The sequence below is a fragment of the Streptomyces sp. HmicA12 genome, from assembly GCF_000373565.1.
GTDB lineage: Bacteria > Actinomycetota > Actinomycetes > Streptomycetales > Streptomycetaceae > Streptomyces.
Genome location: NZ_KB891800.1, coordinates 257630 through 274558, shown reverse-complemented (window position 1 = coordinate 274558; position 16929 = coordinate 257630). Strand labels below are relative to the sequence as shown.

The window sequence follows — 16929 nt, the reverse complement described above, 5'->3', positions numbered from 1 at the left end:
ACAGTCCGGCGCTATGCACGACACGCGGTGGTCGCCGATGGTTGTGCGCGCTTCCGGTCGAGTCAGCGACCAAGACGTCCGCGGACCATTCCGACCATCGAATTCAGCTCCTCGATCCGCATCTTGCGGGCCGCCACGTAGAAGACGCCCAGCAGCACGGCACCACCGACGACCAGCGCCGCGATCGATCCGATCACGCCGTGGCCGAGCGCCTTCGTGATCGCATACCCGATTCCGCCGCCGATCACCGTCGCGGGGACGGAGGCGAGGCAGAGCCGGGCGTACGTACGCACGACGTTCGCGCCGTCCAGGTCGCCGCCGAGCCGCTTGCGCAGCCGTCGCCACGCGACACCGACGCCGATGGCGTACGCGAGTCCGTACGAGAAGGCCATGCCGACGACGGCCCAGCGGGCGGGCAGGATCATGTAGCACAGGGCCGAGGCGGCGGCGTTGACCGCGGCGACGATGACCGTGTTGTAGAAGGGCGTGCGGGTGTCCTCGTACGCGTAGAAGCCGCGCAGGACGACGTACTGGACGGAGAACGGGATCAGGCCGAGCCCGAACGCCATGAGGATGTAGCCCATGGACTGGGCGGCCTCGATGCCGCTGGAGCCGAAGAGCAGGGTGCACATCGGGACGCCGAGGGCCACGAACATGAAGGCCACCGGGACGATCGCGACCGCGGAGGTGCGCAGGCCCGAGGAGATGTCGTCGCGGACCGCGCCCGGGTCGCCGTCGTGAGCGGCGCGCGAGATGCGGGGCAGCATCGCGGCCATGACGGAGACGGTGATGATCGCCTGCGGCATGCCCCAGATGAGCTGGGCGTTGGAGTAGCCCATGATGCCGGTGCCGTTGACCGGCGACGCCTCACCGGCGGCGGTGGCGAGCTGCGTGACGACCAGGACGCCCGCCTGGTTGGCGAGCACGAACAGGACGGTCCACTTGGCGAGCTTCACGGCCTTGCCGAGGCCGTGGCCCTTCCAGTCGAACCGCAGCCGGAAGCGGAAGCCGGTCTCGCGCAGGTACGGGATCATCGCCAGCGACTGGACCGTGAGGCCGAGCAGGGTGCCGATGCCGAGCAGGCGGACGCCCTCCGGCGGGATCGTGGTGACGCCCATGTGGGACTCGGCGGCGGTCCCGTAGACCAGGATGAACAGGCCGAACGTGAAGATCATGACGATGTTGTTGAGGACCGGGGTCCACATCATCGCGCCGAACTTCCCGCGGGCGTTCAGGATCTGGCCCATGACCACGTGCACACCCATGAAGAAGATCGTGGGCAGGCAGTAGCGGGCGAAGGTCACGCCGACGTTGTCGGCGGCCGGATTGCTGGAGACCGTGTCCGACATCAGCTTGATCAGCAGGGGCGCCGCGAAGACGACGACCGCGACGATCACCGCGAGGGCCACCATGACGAGGGTGAGGAGGCGGTTGGCGAAGGCCTCGCCGCCGTCCTCGTCCTCCTTCATGGCGCGGACCAGCTGCGGCACGAACACCGAGTTCAGGCCGCCGCCGACGGTCAGGATGTAGATCATCGTCGGCAGCGTGTACGCGACGGTCCACGTGTCACCGAGGAGCCCGGCACCGAGCGCCGCGGTGATCACCATGGTGCGGACGAAACCGGTGAGGCGGGAGACGAGCGTGCCCGCCGCCATCACCGCGCTCGACTTCAGCAGACCTGAGGCGCGGCCGCCCTTCTTGGGGGCGGCAGGGGCGGGCGCGGTGGCCGGCGGCGGCACGGGAGGCGCGACCTGGCCGAGGACCTGGGTCTGGTCGTCGACCGGCTGCTGCCCGACGGGCGCGCGGCCCCCGCTGTAGCCCGGCTGCTGGTCACGGAAGAGGTGCGCGAAGGCGTCCGGCTCCTGGCGCTCGTCGCTCGCCTGCGTCACCAGGTCGTCGACGCCCACGAACTGCGTCGTCCGGGCGTCGTCGCCGTACGGCAGGTACTGGGTGGGGCCCTCCGGCTCCGGCGGCGGCGTCTGTGCCCACACGCGGGGATCCGGCTGGTACTGGTTCGCGGACGGCTGCGCGTACATCGGCTGCTGCGCCTGGTACGTGCCCGGAGGCGGTGGGGGATGCGCGGCGCGGTCGTAGAGCGCCTCGGTGACCGGGTCCTGCGCGCTCAGGTCCTGCGCGCGGTACGGATCCTGGTCGTAGGCGTCCTGGAGGTACGCGTCCTGCGGATACGCGTCGGGAGCCGGCTGGGGCGGCGGGACCTGCCCGCCGGCACCGTGGGAGCCGGCGTACGGGTGGCCGTCGCCCGAGGCAGAGCCGCCCGAGCCCTGGCCACGGTCACCGTCGTACGGCGCGTTCATGGTTACCCCACCTCATCGTCCCCGGCCCACCGGCCACGCCATCGCTCAACGGTCCACTCTCTCACCCGTGCTCGACGGGGCCGTGCTTTCGGAAGTGGTGTCAGCCGTCGGGTCACTCGGCTGCTGCGGCACATCCGCCCGGGTGGGGGCCGCCGGCTCGTCCTCGGGTTCGGCTTCGGCAGCCGCCTCGGAGTCGTCCTGCGGACCGTTCGCCACGGCCTTGGCGGCGACGGCGCGCTTGCGCTGGGTGTACATCCTGAACCCGGCCAGGACCAGCAGCAGGACGCCGCCGGCGATCACGAGCATCACCGTCGGGGTGACCTCGGTGACGTCCACCTGGAAGGCGATCTGCTTGCCGTAGGGCTGGTTGTCCTCGGTGAGGAGCTGGGCGTAGACCCAGACGGGACCGGTGGCCTTGGCCGTGGTGGTGAACTTCACCGACTGGCTGTGGCCACTGGCGATCGTCACCACCTGGTCCTGGGAGGCGCCGTCGCCGATCTTGAGGCGGGTGCCGTTGTCGGACGTGAGCCGCAGCTTGAGGTGGTCGACGTCCTGCCACAGGTTGTTCTGGACCGACACCGGGATGGTGGCGCTGCGTCCGGAGAGCTTCACCTGGGACTTCTCGATCAGCGACACCTGATCGGTGAGGCCCTTCAGATACTCCGAGACACCGGTGCGGAAGCCGTCCGACGCCGCGGTGCCGCCGCGCCAGGACGTGGACATCTCACGGTCCATGGCGCGGCCGAAGGGAGTGACCACACGCGACTCGTCGGTGAGGACGACCTTGAAGTTCTCGAGCTCGCGCTGGGTGGCCTGGATCTGCTCGTAGGCCGACTGCGGCAGCTCCTGCTTGCGCAGCTTCGACGGGTACGCGCGCGTGGACGGCACGCGGGTGGTCGCGCCCGGGTCGGGCTTCGCCGCTGCGGTGTCGGACAGGCTCTGGGACTGGGACCAGGTGGAGCCCTGCAGCACCGCCAGCGCCTTCGCCATCGTCTGGGCCTGGCTGGCGGTGGGCATGCGCTGCGGGGCGATGAGGACGCTGCGTTGCTGGTCCGTCTGGCGGTCGAGCATCAGGCTCTGGGCGAGGAACCTCTGCACGGCGAGCGTGGAGCTCTCGGCGCCCGTCATGTCGCCCTGGAAGGCGGTCGACAGGCGCGCGTCGGCGACCAGCGCGGTGGTGCCGCCACCGATGGGCCGCGCGGCGGACGGAGTGTACTGGAGCTTGTTGGTCTCCTGGAGGCTGTCGCTGCGCGCGATGATCTTGTCGGACCCCGCGGACGTGGCGACCTTGACGATGTCCGGGTCGACAGCGCCCTCGACGGGCCACGCGTAGGACGCGTCCGGAGTGACGTGGAGGATCGTGTCCACGGTCAGCACGGCGGCGTCGGTGGCGTCCTTGAGGTGGCTCAGGGACCCGGTGACCTTCGTGCCGCTGTGGGCGAGCGAGGCCAGGTCCGGGTCGGCGAACGGCAGCGTGACGACCTTCTGGCCCTGCACCGCGGCCTGCAGGTCGTTCAGCCATTCCTTGGCGCGCGCCTGGTCCTTGCCCGAGGTGAGCTTTCCGTTCGCTTCCTTGATCTTGTACGTCTCCGTCATCGCGTCGACCGAGGCCAGCAGGTCGGGGTCGATCACCCAGGTGACGTCCAACGTCCTGCCGAGCGACAGCATCTGCTGGAGCCGGCCACCGGGACCGATCTCCTTCGCGAGGTCGTCGTTGGTGAAGACAGGGGTCTGCTGTTCGTCCGTCCCCGTCTCGGCCGTGAGGCCGGTGTCGGAGATCAGCGGCCACAGGACCGTCGTCTTCGTCCTCGTGCCCGCGGCGTCGGGCTGCCAGGGCAGGAAGGTCCGCTGGATGCCGAGGGTCTGCGGATACGGAGCGGACGCTGTCTGCCCCTTGAGGGCGGCGCTGATCTGGTACACCCCGTCGGCGCCGAGGTGCAGCGCCTTGACGGGCACGGAGAGCGTGAAGTCCTGGGTGGCGCCGGGCTTCAGCGTGGCGACCTTCTCGGCGTACTTGCTCGCCACATCGGTGCCGTCCGGGTAGCCACCCGTGGAGTTCTTCGCGGCGTCGTCGACGGCCATGCGCCCGTTGTAGGACGTGCCGACCCGCAGGCCGATGTACGCGTCGGTGACGGCCTGCTTGCCGTTGTTGGTGACCTTGCCCGTGACCGTGAGGGTGTCGCCCTCGGTCGGTGCGCTGGGCGAGAGCTGGTTCACCGCCACGGCGACCGTGCTCGTTCCGGTCGCGTCGGCGGTGGCCGCGGCCGGAGCGGCGGCCTGGGCGGTGGTGGCGCCGGACAGCAGGGGCGCCGCGAGCAGGGGCGCCGCGGCGAGCGCGGCTCCCGTGCGCCGCAGCAGTCGGCGGGCAGGAGAGGGACTCATCCCTGGGAAGTCTGCCGCCTCGGCCACGCGCTCGTCCGTCCCTCGTCGTCGTCAGTGGTCGCAGATGTGTCCACGCATGGTAACGAGGAGCACTGTGCCTGAGTGCCTGGGTCCGCCCCACAAGATCGTGCAGCCAGGGTAGGGGGCCGCTCATCAGGTGGACGCCGTGGGCCCGGCAAACGGTTCGGCCCGGGCCGCCCGAGGCACGTACCCTGTCCTGTTGTGCCGAACGCCAATGAAGAAAACCCCAGTGCCCTGAGCCAGGTGCAGCGCCTCGCGGTCAGCGAATTGCTGCGGGTCTCACCTGTCGCAGACGACCTCGCCCGCCGATTCCAGGAGGCCGGGTTCTCGCTCGCCCTGGTCGGCGGATCGGTCCGGGACGCACTGCTCGGCCGGCTCGGCAACGATCTGGACTTCACCACCGACGCCCGCCCCGAGGACGTACTGAAGATCGTCCGGCCCTGGGCCGACGCGGTCTGGGAAGTCGGGATCGCGTTCGGCACCGTCGGCTGCCAGAAGCACGGTCGCGTCGAGGGCGTCGACCAGACCTTCGAGATCGAGGTCACGACGTACCGCTCCGAGGCGTACGACCGCACCTCCCGCAAGCCCGAGGTGTCGTACGGCGACTCGATCGAGGAGGACCTCGTCCGCCGCGACTTCACCGTGAACGCGATGGCCGTCGCGCTGCCGGAGAAGGACTTCATCGACCCGCACGGCGGCCTCGAGGACCTGGCCGCACGCGTCCTGCGCACCCCCGGCACCCCGGAGGACTCCTTCTCCGACGACCCGCTGCGGATGATGCGGGCCGCCCGGTTCGCCGCTCAGCTCGACTTCGAGGTGGCTCCCGACGTCGTCGCCGCGATGAAGGCGATGGCGGGTCGGATCGACATCGTCTCCGCGGAGCGCGTCCGGGACGAGCTCAACAAGCTGATCCTCTCCGCGCACCCGCGCAAGGGCCTCACCCTGCTCGTCGACACCGGCCTCGCCGACCGTGTACTGCCCGAGCTGCCCGCCCTGCGCCTGGAGCGCGACGAGCACCACCGGCACAAGGACGTCTACGACCACACGCTGATCGTCCTCGAGCAGGCGATGGCGCTGGAGACCGACGGCCCCGACCTGACGCTGCGCCTCGCGGCTCTGCTGCACGACATCGGCAAGCCCCGTACGCGCCGCTTCGAGAACGACGGCCGGGTCTCCTTCCACCACCACGAGGTGGTCGGCGCCAAGATGACGAAGAAGCGCATGACCGCGCTCAAGTACTCCAACGAACTGGTGAAGGACGTCTCGCGCCTCGTCGAGCTGCACCTGCGCTTCCACGGCTACGGCACCGGCGAGTGGACGGACTCCGCCGTACGTCGCTACGTACGGGACGCCGGTCCGCTCCTGGAGAGGCTGCACAAGCTGACCCGCTCCGACTGCACGACGCGCAACAAGCGCAAGGCGAACACCCTGTCCCGCGCCTACGACGGCCTTGAGGAGCGCATCGCGCGTCTTCAGGAGCAGGAGGAGCTGGACTCGATCCGGCCGGACCTGGACGGCAACCAGATCATGGAGATTCTGGACGTGGGCCCGGGGCCGGTGATCGGGCAGGCGTACAAGTTCCTGCTGGAGCTGCGCCTGGAGAACGGGCCGATGGAGTACGAAGCGGCCACCGCGGCGCTCAAGGAGTGGTGGGCCGGGCTCGCGCAGGACTGAGTGGTTCTCGGTGACCGGGGTTTTGTTTCACGTGAAACAGAGCCCCGGTTCGTTCGTGAAGGGGCGTTGTTTCACGTGAAACGACGACGCATCGTCAGCGCGACGACGGCATAGACGGCCGCGACCAGGATCACGAGCGGCACCGAGCGCCCGTCCGGCGGCAGCATCAGCGCGGCGACCGCGGCCGCACCGACGAACGAGGCGTTGAACAGGACGTCATAGACGGAGAAGACCCGGCCCCGGAAGCCGTCGTCGACGGACGATTGCACGACCGTATCGGTGGCGATCTTCGCGCCTTGTGTGGTGAGGCCCAGGACGAAGGCGGCCACCAGCGTCGGAGCCGGTTCGAAGGAGAGCCCCAGGGCGAGCTCCAGGACGGCGGCGATGCCGGCGCAGATCGCCATCCAGCCGTTCGCGCCGAAGCGCCCCACGGCCGCCGGAGTGATGACGGCGGCGACGAAGAACCCGGCCCCTGAGATCCCGACGGCGAGACCGAGCAGAGCCAGGCCGTCGGACTCCGTGGACGACCAGGCGTACCGGCACAGCATCAGCACCATGACGAGCAGGGCGCCGTAGCAGAACCGCATCGCTGTCATCGCGGCCAGAGCGCGCGCCGCGGGCCGCCGGGAAGCGAGGTGGCGTACTCCGGAGAGCAGATCCCGCGCCGTGCCGGACAGGGCCGCCTTGAGACGCGGCTGCACCAACTCCGGGTCGGGGCCGAGGAGCTGTACGTCCATGCGCAGCGAGGCGAGTGCCGCGCAGAGGTAGAGGAAGGCGCCGAGCAGGACCACCGCCGCGTCGGAGTCCGAGCCGACGAGGCGGACCACGAAGGCCAGGCCGCCGCCCAGGGTCGCGGCGAGTGTCCCCGCTGTCGGCGAGAGCGAGTTGGCCACGACGAGACGGTCGGCGTCGACGACACGAGGGAGCGCGGCCGAGAGTCCGGACAGGACGAAGCGGTTGACGGCGGTGACGCAGAGGGCGGAGGCGTAGAAAAGCCAGTCCGGCGCGTGGCTCAGCATGAGGCCGGCTGTCGCGGAGGCGAGCAGGACGCGCAGCAGGTTGCCGTAGAGGAAGACCTGACGGCGGCGCCAGCGGTCCAGCAGGACGCCCGCGAACGGGCCCACGAGTGAGTAGGGCAGCAGCAGGACGGCCATCGCCGAGGCGATCGCGGCAGGGGAGGTCTGCTTCTCCGGGGAGAAGACGACGTACGTGGCGAGCGCGACCTGGTACACGCCGTCCGCGCCCTGAGAGAGCAGCCGCAGGGTGAGCAGGCGCCGGAAGTCACGCAGGCGCAGCAGTGCGCGCAGGTCACGGACGACAGCCATGGGGCACAGCCTCACATACGAGAAAGGCCCCCGGGCACACGACGTGTGTGATCCGGGGGCCTCAAGAGCCTTCGGGCAGCGGGTGTTTCACGGTTTCACGTGAAACACCCGGACCGGCCGTCAGGGAAGGTCAGCGCTCAGCGCTCGACTTCACCCTTGATGAACTTCTCGACGTTCTCGTAGGCCTCGTCGTCGAAGTACTGAACCGGCGGGGACTTCATGAAGTACGAGGACGCGGAGAGGATCGGGCCGCCGATGCCGCGGTCCTTGGCGATCTTCGCGGCGCGCACGGCGTCGATGATGACACCCGCGGAGTTCGGGGAGTCCCAGACCTCGAGCTTGTACTCGAGGTTCAGCGGAACCTCACCGAAGGCGCGGCCCTCGAGGCGGACGTACGCCCACTTGCGGTCGTCGAGCCACGCGACGTAGTCGGACGGGCCGATGTGGACGTTCTTGTCGCCCAGCTCGCGGTCGCGGATCTGCGAGGTGACGGCCTGCGTCTTCGAGATCTTCTTCGACTCGAGGCGGTCGCGCTCGAGCATGTTCTTGAAGTCCATGTTGCCGCCGACGTTGAGCTGCATGGTGCGCTCAAGACGGACACCGCGGTCCTCGAACAGCTTCGCCATCACGCGGTGCGTGATGGTCGCGCCGACCTGCGACTTGATGTCGTCGCCGACGATCGGGACGCCGGCCTCGGTGAACTTGTCCGCCCACTCCTTGGTACCGGCGATGAAGACCGGGAGAGCGTTGACGAACGCGACCTTGGCGTCGATGGCGCACTGGGCGTAGAACTTCGCCGCGTCCTCGGAACCGACGGGCAGGTAGCAGACGAGAACGTCGACCTGCTTGTCCTTGAGGATCTGGACGACGTCGGCCGGGGCCTCGTCGGACTCCTCGATCGTCTCGCGGTAGTACTTGCCCAGACCGTCGAGCGTGTGGCCACGCTGGACCTGGACGCCCGTGTTCGGAACGTCGCAGATCTTGATGGTGTTGTTCTCCGAGGCGCCGATGGCGTCCGCGAGGTCGAGGCCGACCTTCTTCGCGTCGACGTCGAACGCGGCGACGAACTCGACGTCACCCACGTGGTAGTCGCCGAACTGGACGTGCATGAGGCCGGGGACCTTGGTCTCCGAGTCAGCGTCCTTGTAGAACTCGACGCCCTGCACCAGCGAGGCGGCGCAGTTGCCCACGCCGACGATGGCTACGCGAACCGAACCCATTCCGGTTGCTCCCTGTGTGTACTGGTGAAGTCCTGAGCGGACTTCACATGGCGGTGTCGTCGGACGGATCCGGCCGGGTGCTGTCCCGGTGCCGGGGCAGGCCGCCCGTCTCTCCAGATGTGTCCTGCTGAGCTGCGTCCCCCGGCCCTGACCTTCGCTGGTCACGGCCCGCGCGCTCGCTCTCGATCAGCTCGTTCAGCCAGCGCACTTCGCGCTCCACGGACTCCATGCCGTGGCGCTGCAGCTCGAGCGTGTAGTCGTCCAGGCGCTCCCGCGTGCGGGCGAAGGAGAGGCGCATCTTCTCGAGGCGCTCCTCCAGCCGACTGCGACGGCCCTCGAGGACACGCATCCGCACATCGCGCGACGTCTGCCCGAAGAAGGCGAATCGCGCGGCGAAGGTCTCGTCCTCGTACGCATCGGGGCCGGTCTGCGCGAGCAGGTCCTCGAAGTGCTCCTTACCTTCCGCCGTCAACCGATAGACGATCTTGGCGCGACGCCCTGCGAGTGGTGCTGCGGAGGCGTCGGTGGGACCGGTGCCCGGCTCCTCTATCAACCAGCCGCTCGCGACCAGCGTCTTGAGGCAGGGGTACAGCGTCCCGTAACTGAAGGCACGGAAGACCCCCAGCGACGTATTGAGTCGTTTGCGCAGCTCATAGCCGTGCATCGGGGACTCGCGGAGCAGTCCGAGTACGGCGAACTCGAGGATGCCGGAGCGTCGGCTCATCGTCGCCTCCTCACTGTCGCGGGCCCATGTATCGACTCTTTATGTCGTGCTGATGTATCGACTCGATACATCAGCACGATAGAACGAGCCTGCGACTGCGACAAGTGGGATCACGGTGAACGGCGTCACATCACCGATTCGCAGGAGGTAACTTGCCTGATTTGGGGTGAACTTCGGCCCTCGGTGGGTTTTGACGGTGCGTAGTCTGTCCGCCATGCAGACCACCGGGAACCGAGTGACGCCTGAGGACGTCGTCGTCCCTGGTGTAGTACGGGTGAGCGCCGGAAGGGGCGCATCCGTACTTCGGGGGGACCGGAAACCAGACGCCGTTTCCAGGCGCGCGATGCCGCGCCTGCCCGAGGAGTAGTCGTTCGATGAGCGAGCACCGTCGCAAACCGCCGCAGCCGCAGGGCGGCGGGCGCGCCGCGGCCCGTCGCGGAGCGTCCGGAGCACCGTCGGGCCGCCGCGCGGCACCGCGTGGCGCCACCGGGTCGCCGTCCGATTCCTACGACGCCCCGAGATCATCGGGTTCGTACGGGAACGAGGCCGAGGATCGCCCCTGGGGCGGCCGCGCCGAAGCACGCCGCGCTGCCCAGCGCAGCGGCGGAAGCAGGCGCAAGGCCCCCGAGGGCGGCGCAGGACGCGGCGGAGCCGGTGGCGGCGGCCGTCGCGGTGGCGGCGGACCCGGTGGCCCCGGTGGGCCGAACGGTCCCGGGCGCGGCAGGGGCCGCGGCGCGGGGCGTCCGCAGAAGAAGGGGTTCATCGACTACCCCCGTGCCAACAAGGACGGCTGGCAGCGCTGGATGCCGTCCTGGCGCCTGGTGACGGGCTTGTGCGTCGGGTTCCTGGGGAGCCTGATGGCGGCGGCGGGCATCGCGTACGCCTTGGTGGACACGCCGACCGTGGCCGACACGGCCAAGGCGCAGAACAACGTCTACTACTGGGCCGACGGGACCCAGATGGTCGCGACCGGTGGTGAGACCAACCGGCAGATCATCAACTACGAGGACATCCCGAAGTCCATGCGCTACGCCGTCATGTCGGCGGAGAACAAGACGTTCGAGACCGACAAGGGTGTCGACCCGATGGGTATCGCCCGCGCCGTGTTCAACATGGCCAAGGGCGGTGAGACCCAGGGCGGCTCGACGATCACCCAGCAGTACGTGAAGAACGCGATGCTGAACGACCAGTCGCAGACGGTGTCCCGGAAGCTCAAGGAACTGTTCGTCTCCATAAAGGTCGGCCGGACGGTCAACAAGGACACGATCATGGCCGGCTACCTCAACACCGCGTACTACGGTCGAGGTGCCTACGGGATCCAGGCAGCGGCGCGCACGTACTTCAACGAGAACGCGGCTGACCTGAACGCGAGCCAGACGGCGTTCCTCGCGTCCGTGCTCAAGGGCGCGACGTACTACGACCCCGCCGGTTCGCCCGAGATCGACCCGGTCAACGCCACCCGGCAGAAGAACACGAAGCGGGCCGAGGAGCGCTGGCGCTGGATCCTCGGTGAAGAGGTGAAGGACGGGCACCTGAGCGCCCAGAAGCGCTCCGAGTTCATCGACAAGGGCTTCCCCAAGCTGCAGGGCCCGCGATCCAACGCCCAGCTGGGCGGCCAGGTCGGCTATCTCGTCGACCTCGCCAAGGCGTACGTGATCAACAACAGCAACGGCAAGATCACCGCCAACGCTCTGCAGCAGGGCGGATACGAGATCCACACCACGTTCAAGAAGAACAAGGTGAAGCAGCTCGAGGATGCTGTGAAGAAGGTCCGCAAGGAGAGCATCAAGCCGGACCAGCGGGAAGAGGACAAGCACGTCCAGTTCGGCGGTGCTTCGGTGAACCCCAAGGACGGCGCGATCGAGGCCATCTACGGCGGTACCGACGCCACGAAGCACTACACCAACAACGCCGACGTGACGGGTGCCCAGGTCGGTTCGACCTTCAAGCCCTTCGTGCTGGCGGCCGCCTTCAAGTACGGCGTACTCGACCCCGACCAGGGGCAGGACCAGCCCGACAGCGCGCGCACCATCGTCTCCCCGAAGAGCCTCTACAGCGGCAAGAACAAGCTGAAGATCCAGAACTACGACGGCTCGGTCTGGAAGGACAAGGAGGGCAAGGAGTGGCTGCAGACCAACGACGGCGGTGCCTCCTACAACCGTCCGAGCTACCAGATCGACCTGCGTGAGGCGATGCGTGAGTCCGTGAACTCCGCCTACGTGCAGTTGGGCATGGACGTCGGCCTGGACAAGGTGAAGGAGTCCGCCTTGAGCGCGGGTCTCCTGGAGAACAGCTTCGCCAGCGCCAACTACCCGTCGTTCTCCCTCGGTACCTCCGACCCGAGCGCGATCCGCATGGCCGGCGCCTACGGCACGTTCGCCGCCAGTGGTCAGCAGAACGACCCGTACTCGGTGAAGTCCGTCGACCACGAGGGCGACACGATCTACCGGCACGCGGTCAAGCCCGAGCGCGCCTTCCAGCCGAATGTCGCGGACAACGTCACCGATGTCCTCAAGACCGTGGTCGACAAGGGCACGGGTACGGCGGCGCGGCTGCCGGGCCGCGACGTGGCCGGCAAGACCGGTACCACCGACGGCAACAAGTCCGCCTGGTTCGTGGGCTACACCAAGCAGCTGTCCACCGCGATCACGATGTACCGGATGGACGACAACGAGAACTCCAAGAACCGCAAGTTCCTGGAGATGTACGGAACGGGCGGTCAGAAGAAGATCCACGGTGCTTCGTTCCCGGCTCAGATCTGGCATGCCTACATGGCCAAGGCCATGGCGGGCGAACCCAACGAGTCCTTCCCAACCCCGGAGCCCATCGGCAAGATCGTCGGCGAGACCGCGAGCCCCACGCCGACTCCTTCGATCACGGCCCCGCCGTCCACGTCCGCCCCGGCCTCCCCGACTCCGAGCAAGTCGTCGGCCGACCCGTCGCCGTCGCCCAGCGAGACGTGCAGCGACTGGGACTGGGCCTGCAAGAACGAGGACGGCGGGACGACCGACGGCACTACGGACGGCGGGACCGACGGCGGAGTGACACCGTCGCCGTCGGCCACCGAGTCCGACGGCAACGGGACCAGAGGCAATGGCAACGGAGGCGGCCTCTTCGGAGGAACCGGCTAGCCTCCACGGCGCCGACGCAGCGTGTTTCACGTGAAACGCTGCGTGTTCCACGGCAGTCGAGGGCCGTCGCACCGACCGGGTGCGGCGGCCCTCGCCCCGTTCTCAGCCTCGTACGGCAGGATGTGCGGCATGCCCAGTGCAGAGACGACGCGCGTGAACCCTCAGCAGCCGGATCCGGTACGGCCGACCAGAGAGGACGAGGTCGCCGCGGCCGGCAGCGAGTTGATCGGCGGACCCATCGGTCGGCGCGCGCTGCTGGGCGGCTCCTGGTGGACGCCTGTGCGCGTCATCGTGCTCGTGATGCTCGGCATGTTCGCGCTCGGCATGGTGCAGAAGTTCCCCTGCTACGACGGCGCCTGGTTCTACGGCGCGAGCTCCCAGTACACGCACGCGTGCTACTCGGACATCCCGCACCTCTACCAGGGGCGCGGCTTCGCCGACGGCCTCGTGCCGTACTTCGACAAACTGCCCGGCGACATGGACTACCTCGAATACCCGGTCCTCACCGGTGTGTTCATGGAGGTCGCCGCGTGGCTGACACCGGGCGGCGGCTCCATCCAGCACCAGGAGCAGGTGTACTGGATGGTCAACGCCGGGATGCTGATGATCTGCGCCGCGGTCATCGCCGCCTGCGTCGCCCGCACTCACCGCAGGCGCCCCTGGGACGGCCTGCTGGTCGCGCTGGCACCCGCGTTCGCGCTGACCGCCACCATCAACTGGGATCTCTTCGCCGTGGCCCTCACAGCGGCCGCGATGCTGATGTGGTCGCGAGGCCGCGCCCTCGCCTTCGGCGTGCTGCTCGGGCTCGCGACCGCGGCCAAGCTCTATCCCTTCCTGCTGCTCGGCCCGCTGCTCGTGCTGTGCTGGCGGGCGGGCAAGTGGCGGGACTTCGGGGTCGCGACGCTGGGCGCGGTCGTCTCGTGGCTGGTCGTGAACCTGCCGGTGATGATCCTCGCGCCCGAGGGCTGGTCGAAGTTCTACACGTTCAGCCAGGAACGCGGCGTCGACTTCGGCTCGTTCTGGCTGATCATCTCCCAGCACATGGACACGCCGCTCGACACGGACGTGGTGAACACCCTGGCCACCGCGTTGATGGTGCTGTCCTGCCTCGGCGTCGCGGCTCTCGCACTGACCGCACCGCGCCGGCCGCGCTTCGCGCAGCTGGCGTTCCTGGTGGTCGCCGCCTTCATCCTCACCAACAAGGTCTACTCGCCGCAGTACGTGCTGTGGCTGATCCCGCTCGCCGCTCTGGCGCGGCCCAAGTGGCGGGACTTCCTGATCTGGCAGGCCTGCGAGGTCGCGTACTTCCTGGGAATCTGGCTGTACCTCGCGTACACGACCAGCGGCGACAAGCACCAGGGCCTGCCGACCGCCGGTTACCAACTGGCCATCGCCGTGCACCTGTTGGGCACGCTGTACCTGTGCGCCGTCATCGTGCGGGACATCTGGATGCCCGACCGGGACGTGGTGCGCCGCTCCGGGGACGACGATCCGTCGGGCGGTGTCCTGGACGGGGCGCAGGACGTCTTCGTCCTGGGGTACGCGGCCCATCCCCCGCGGCACGCCGGCCACGAGTGGGAGCAGCCGCCCGCGGTGAACTGGGGCAAGGACCCGAGCAGTTCACTCTGAGCGAACAGAGGCAGAGGGCAAGACGACGTAAGGCGGGCCGGGCACCCGAGTGGGTGCCCGGCCCGCCTTACGTACGGGGCGCGTGGAGCGCTGGTCAGCGGTCCACGAGTCGGTCGAACTGCGTGGTGGTGTGCCGCAGATGGGCCACCAGTTCCTCGCCGACCGTCGGCTCGGCGGCGTCCGAGGGCACGAACAGGATCGAGACCTGCATGTGCGGCGGCTCGGCGAACCAGCGCTGCTTGCCCGACCAGACGAACGGGGCCAGGTTCCGGTTCACCGTCGCGAGGCCTGCGCGGGCGACGCCCTTGGCGCGCGGCATGACGCCGTGCAGAGCCTTCGGGGCCTCCAGACCCACCCCGTGCGACGTTCCGCCCGCCACGACCACCAGCCAGCCGTCGGAAGCGGCCTTCTGCTGGCGGTAGCCGAACCGGTCGCCCTTGGCGACGCGCGTGACGTCCAGGACGGAGCCGCGGTACTCGGTGGCCTCGTGGTCGCCCAGCCACAGCCGCGTACCGATGCGGGCGCGGAAGCGGGTCTGCGGGAACTGCTGCTGCAGCCGCGCCAGTTCGTCGGCCTTGAGGTGGCTGACGAACATGGTGTGCAGGGGAAGACGGGCGGCGCGCAGCCGGTCCATCCAGCCGATGACCTCCTCGACGGCGTCCGAGCCGTCGGTGCGGTCCAGCGGCAGGTGGATCGCGAAGCCCTCCAGGCGCACGTCCTGGATGGCGTGGGCGAGCTGCGGCAGGTCCTGCTCGGTCACGCCGTGGCGCTTCATCGAGGACATGACCTCGACGACGACGCGGGCGCCGACGAGGCCGTGCACGCCGTCGACGGAGGAGACGGAGCGGATCACACGGTCGGGCAGCGGAACCGGTTCTTCGCCGCGCCGGAACGGGGTCAGGACCAGCAGATCACCGCTGAACCAGTCCTTGATCCGGGCGGCTTCGTAGGTCGTCCCGACGGCGAGGGTGTCGGAGCCGAGGCGGGTCGCCTCCTCGGCGAGCCGTTCGTGGCCGAAGCCGTAGCCGTTGCCCTTGCAGACGGGGACGAGCCCCGGAAACTGCTCGAGCACGTGCTTGTGGTGTGCCCGCCAGCGCGCGGTGTCGACGTAGAGCGTGAGCGCCATGGCCGGTCCCGGAACCTTTCTCGTGGCTGCGGTGTATCAGAGGTATGAAGAAACTTTGGAGCTACGTGAATTGTGCAGGGTCCGCCGGACAAGCGGAGCGCGCAGTGCCGGAACGGACCCGTCCGGGGCCCGTTTCCGGCCTCCGGTCAGCGCCGCGACATGTAGATGTCGAGCGCCTTGTGCAGCAGCTTGTTGAGCGGGAAGTCCCACTCGCCGAGGTACTCGGCGGCTTCTCCGCCTGTACCGACCTTGAACTGGATCAGGCCGAAGAGGTGGTCGGTCTCGTCGAGCGAGTCGGAGATGCCGCGCAGGTCATAGGCGGTGGCGCCGAGCGCGTACGCGTCGCGCAGCATCCGCCACTGCATCGCGTTCGAGGGCCGGACCTCGCGGCCGATGTTGTCGGAGGCGCCGTAGGAGTACCAGACGTGCCCGCCGACCACGAGCATCGTCGCGGCGGAGAGATTCACACCGTTGTGGCGGGCGAAGTACAGCCGCATCCGGTTGGGGTCCTCGGAGTTGAGGGCCGTCCACATGCGCTGGAAGTACGAGAGCGGGCGCGGCCGGAAATGGTCGCGCACGGCCGTGATCTCGTACAGGCGCTGCCACTCGGCGAGGTCCTGGTAACCGCCCTGGACGACCTCGACACCGGCCTTCTCGGCCTTCTTGATGTTGCGGCGCCACAGCTGGTTGAAGTTCTTGTGGACCTCTTCCAGGGAGCGGTTCGCGAGCGGCACCTGGAAGACGTAGCGCGGCTGTACGTCACCGAAGCCGGCGCCGCCGTCCTCGCCCTGCTGCCAGCCCATGCGGCGCAGCTTGTCGGCCACCTCGAAGGCGCGCGGCTCGATGAAGTCCGCCTCGATGTCGCGCAGGCGCTTCACATCGGGGTCCTGGATGCCCTTCTTGATGGAAGGAGCCTCCCAGCGGCGGATGATGACCGGCGGGCCCATCTTCACGGAGAAGGCGCCCTGCTGCTTGAGGTGCGCCAGCATCGGGCGCAGCCACTCTTCGAGGTTCGGGGCGTACCAGTTGATGACCGGGCCCTCGGGCAGGTACGCGAGATACCGCTTGATCTTGGGCAGTTGGCGGTACAGCACGAGGCCCGCGCCGACCATCTCGCCGGTGCGGTCGTCGAACCAGCCCATGTTCTCGGAGCGCCACTCCGCTTTGACATCTGCCCATGCGGGGACCTGCATGTGGCTCGCCGAGGGCAGGCTCTGGATGTATGCCAGATGCTGCTCTCGGCTGATGGTCCTCAGGGTCAGGCTCATTCGGGGCGCTCCTCGGGCTGGTGTGTCCCCATGGGTACAGGGGCTCCGGCTCTCGCGCCGAAGCCTACTGCGCCCCGTGAGCGCCCCGACTGGCCGTATGGGAGGTCGGCCTTC

General features: G+C 68.7%; 10 protein-coding genes. 3 read left to right on the top strand and 7 right to left on the bottom strand.

Translation table 11 applies throughout. The features are described from left to right. Positions 1-62: 62 nt before the first annotated feature. Together murJ and B072_RS0109545 are read right to left on the bottom strand one after the other, a co-directional pair. On the bottom strand, positions 63-2315 hold the full coding sequence (gene murJ / locus B072_RS0109550; protein ID WP_018529711.1) for a murein biosynthesis integral membrane protein MurJ: 2253 nt from the start codon (positions 2313-2315) through the stop codon (positions 63-65). Positions 2316-2360: 45 nt separating this feature from the next. Beyond that, positions 2361-4697, bottom strand: a complete 2337-nt coding sequence (locus B072_RS0109545) for a DUF6049 family protein (protein ID WP_018529710.1) — start codon at positions 4695-4697, stop codon at positions 2361-2363. A 222-nt stretch (positions 4698-4919) separates the two neighbouring features. On the opposite strand from B072_RS0109545, the gene B072_RS0109540 reads away from it, so the two are divergent. Continuing rightward, positions 4920-6392, top strand: coding sequence for a CCA tRNA nucleotidyltransferase (locus B072_RS0109540; protein ID WP_043243626.1), 1473 nt, complete (start codon positions 4920-4922; stop codon positions 6390-6392). Between the two features lie 71 nt (positions 6393-6463). On the opposite strand, the gene B072_RS0109535 is transcribed toward B072_RS0109540, so the two are convergent. From B072_RS0109535 to B072_RS0109525, 3 genes are all read right to left on the bottom strand, one after another. Then, positions 6464-7717, bottom strand: coding sequence for an MFS transporter (locus tag B072_RS0109535; protein WP_018529708.1), 1254 nt, complete (start codon positions 7715-7717; stop codon positions 6464-6466). Positions 7718-7854: 137 nt separating this feature from the next. Next, on the bottom strand, positions 7855-8937 hold the full coding sequence (locus B072_RS0109530; RefSeq protein ID WP_018529707.1) for an inositol-3-phosphate synthase: 1083 nt from the start codon (positions 8935-8937) through the stop codon (positions 7855-7857). Between the two features lie 43 nt (positions 8938-8980). Next, positions 8981-9661, bottom strand: a complete 681-nt coding sequence (locus B072_RS0109525; RefSeq protein WP_018529706.1) for a PadR family transcriptional regulator — start codon at positions 9659-9661, stop codon at positions 8981-8983. A gap of 374 nt (positions 9662-10035) precedes the next feature. Here B072_RS0109525 and B072_RS0109520 point away from each other — a divergent pair, with 374 nt between their 5' ends. After that, positions 10036-12792, top strand: coding sequence for a transglycosylase domain-containing protein (locus B072_RS0109520; RefSeq protein WP_078506359.1), 2757 nt, complete (start codon positions 10036-10038; stop codon positions 12790-12792). A gap of 129 nt (positions 12793-12921) precedes the next feature. Continuing rightward, entirely contained in the window at positions 12922-14421 is a 1500-nt protein-coding gene (locus B072_RS0109515) for a glycosyltransferase family 87 protein (RefSeq protein ID WP_043243625.1), read from the top strand. Positions 14422-14515: 94 nt separating this feature from the next. Here the strand turns inward: B072_RS0109515 and B072_RS0109510 are convergent, their stop codons facing one another. Both B072_RS0109510 and femX read right to left on the bottom strand, forming a co-directional pair. After that, positions 14516-15547: an alanine racemase gene (locus B072_RS0109510; protein ID WP_018529703.1), complete on the bottom strand. Its 1032-nt coding sequence runs from the start codon at positions 15545-15547 to the stop codon at positions 14516-14518. A gap of 146 nt (positions 15548-15693) precedes the next feature. Further along, positions 15694-16815, bottom strand: a complete 1122-nt coding sequence (femX, locus tag B072_RS0109505; RefSeq protein WP_018529702.1) for a peptidoglycan bridge formation glycyltransferase FemX — start codon at positions 16813-16815, stop codon at positions 15694-15696. Positions 16816-16929: the final 114 nt, after the last annotated feature.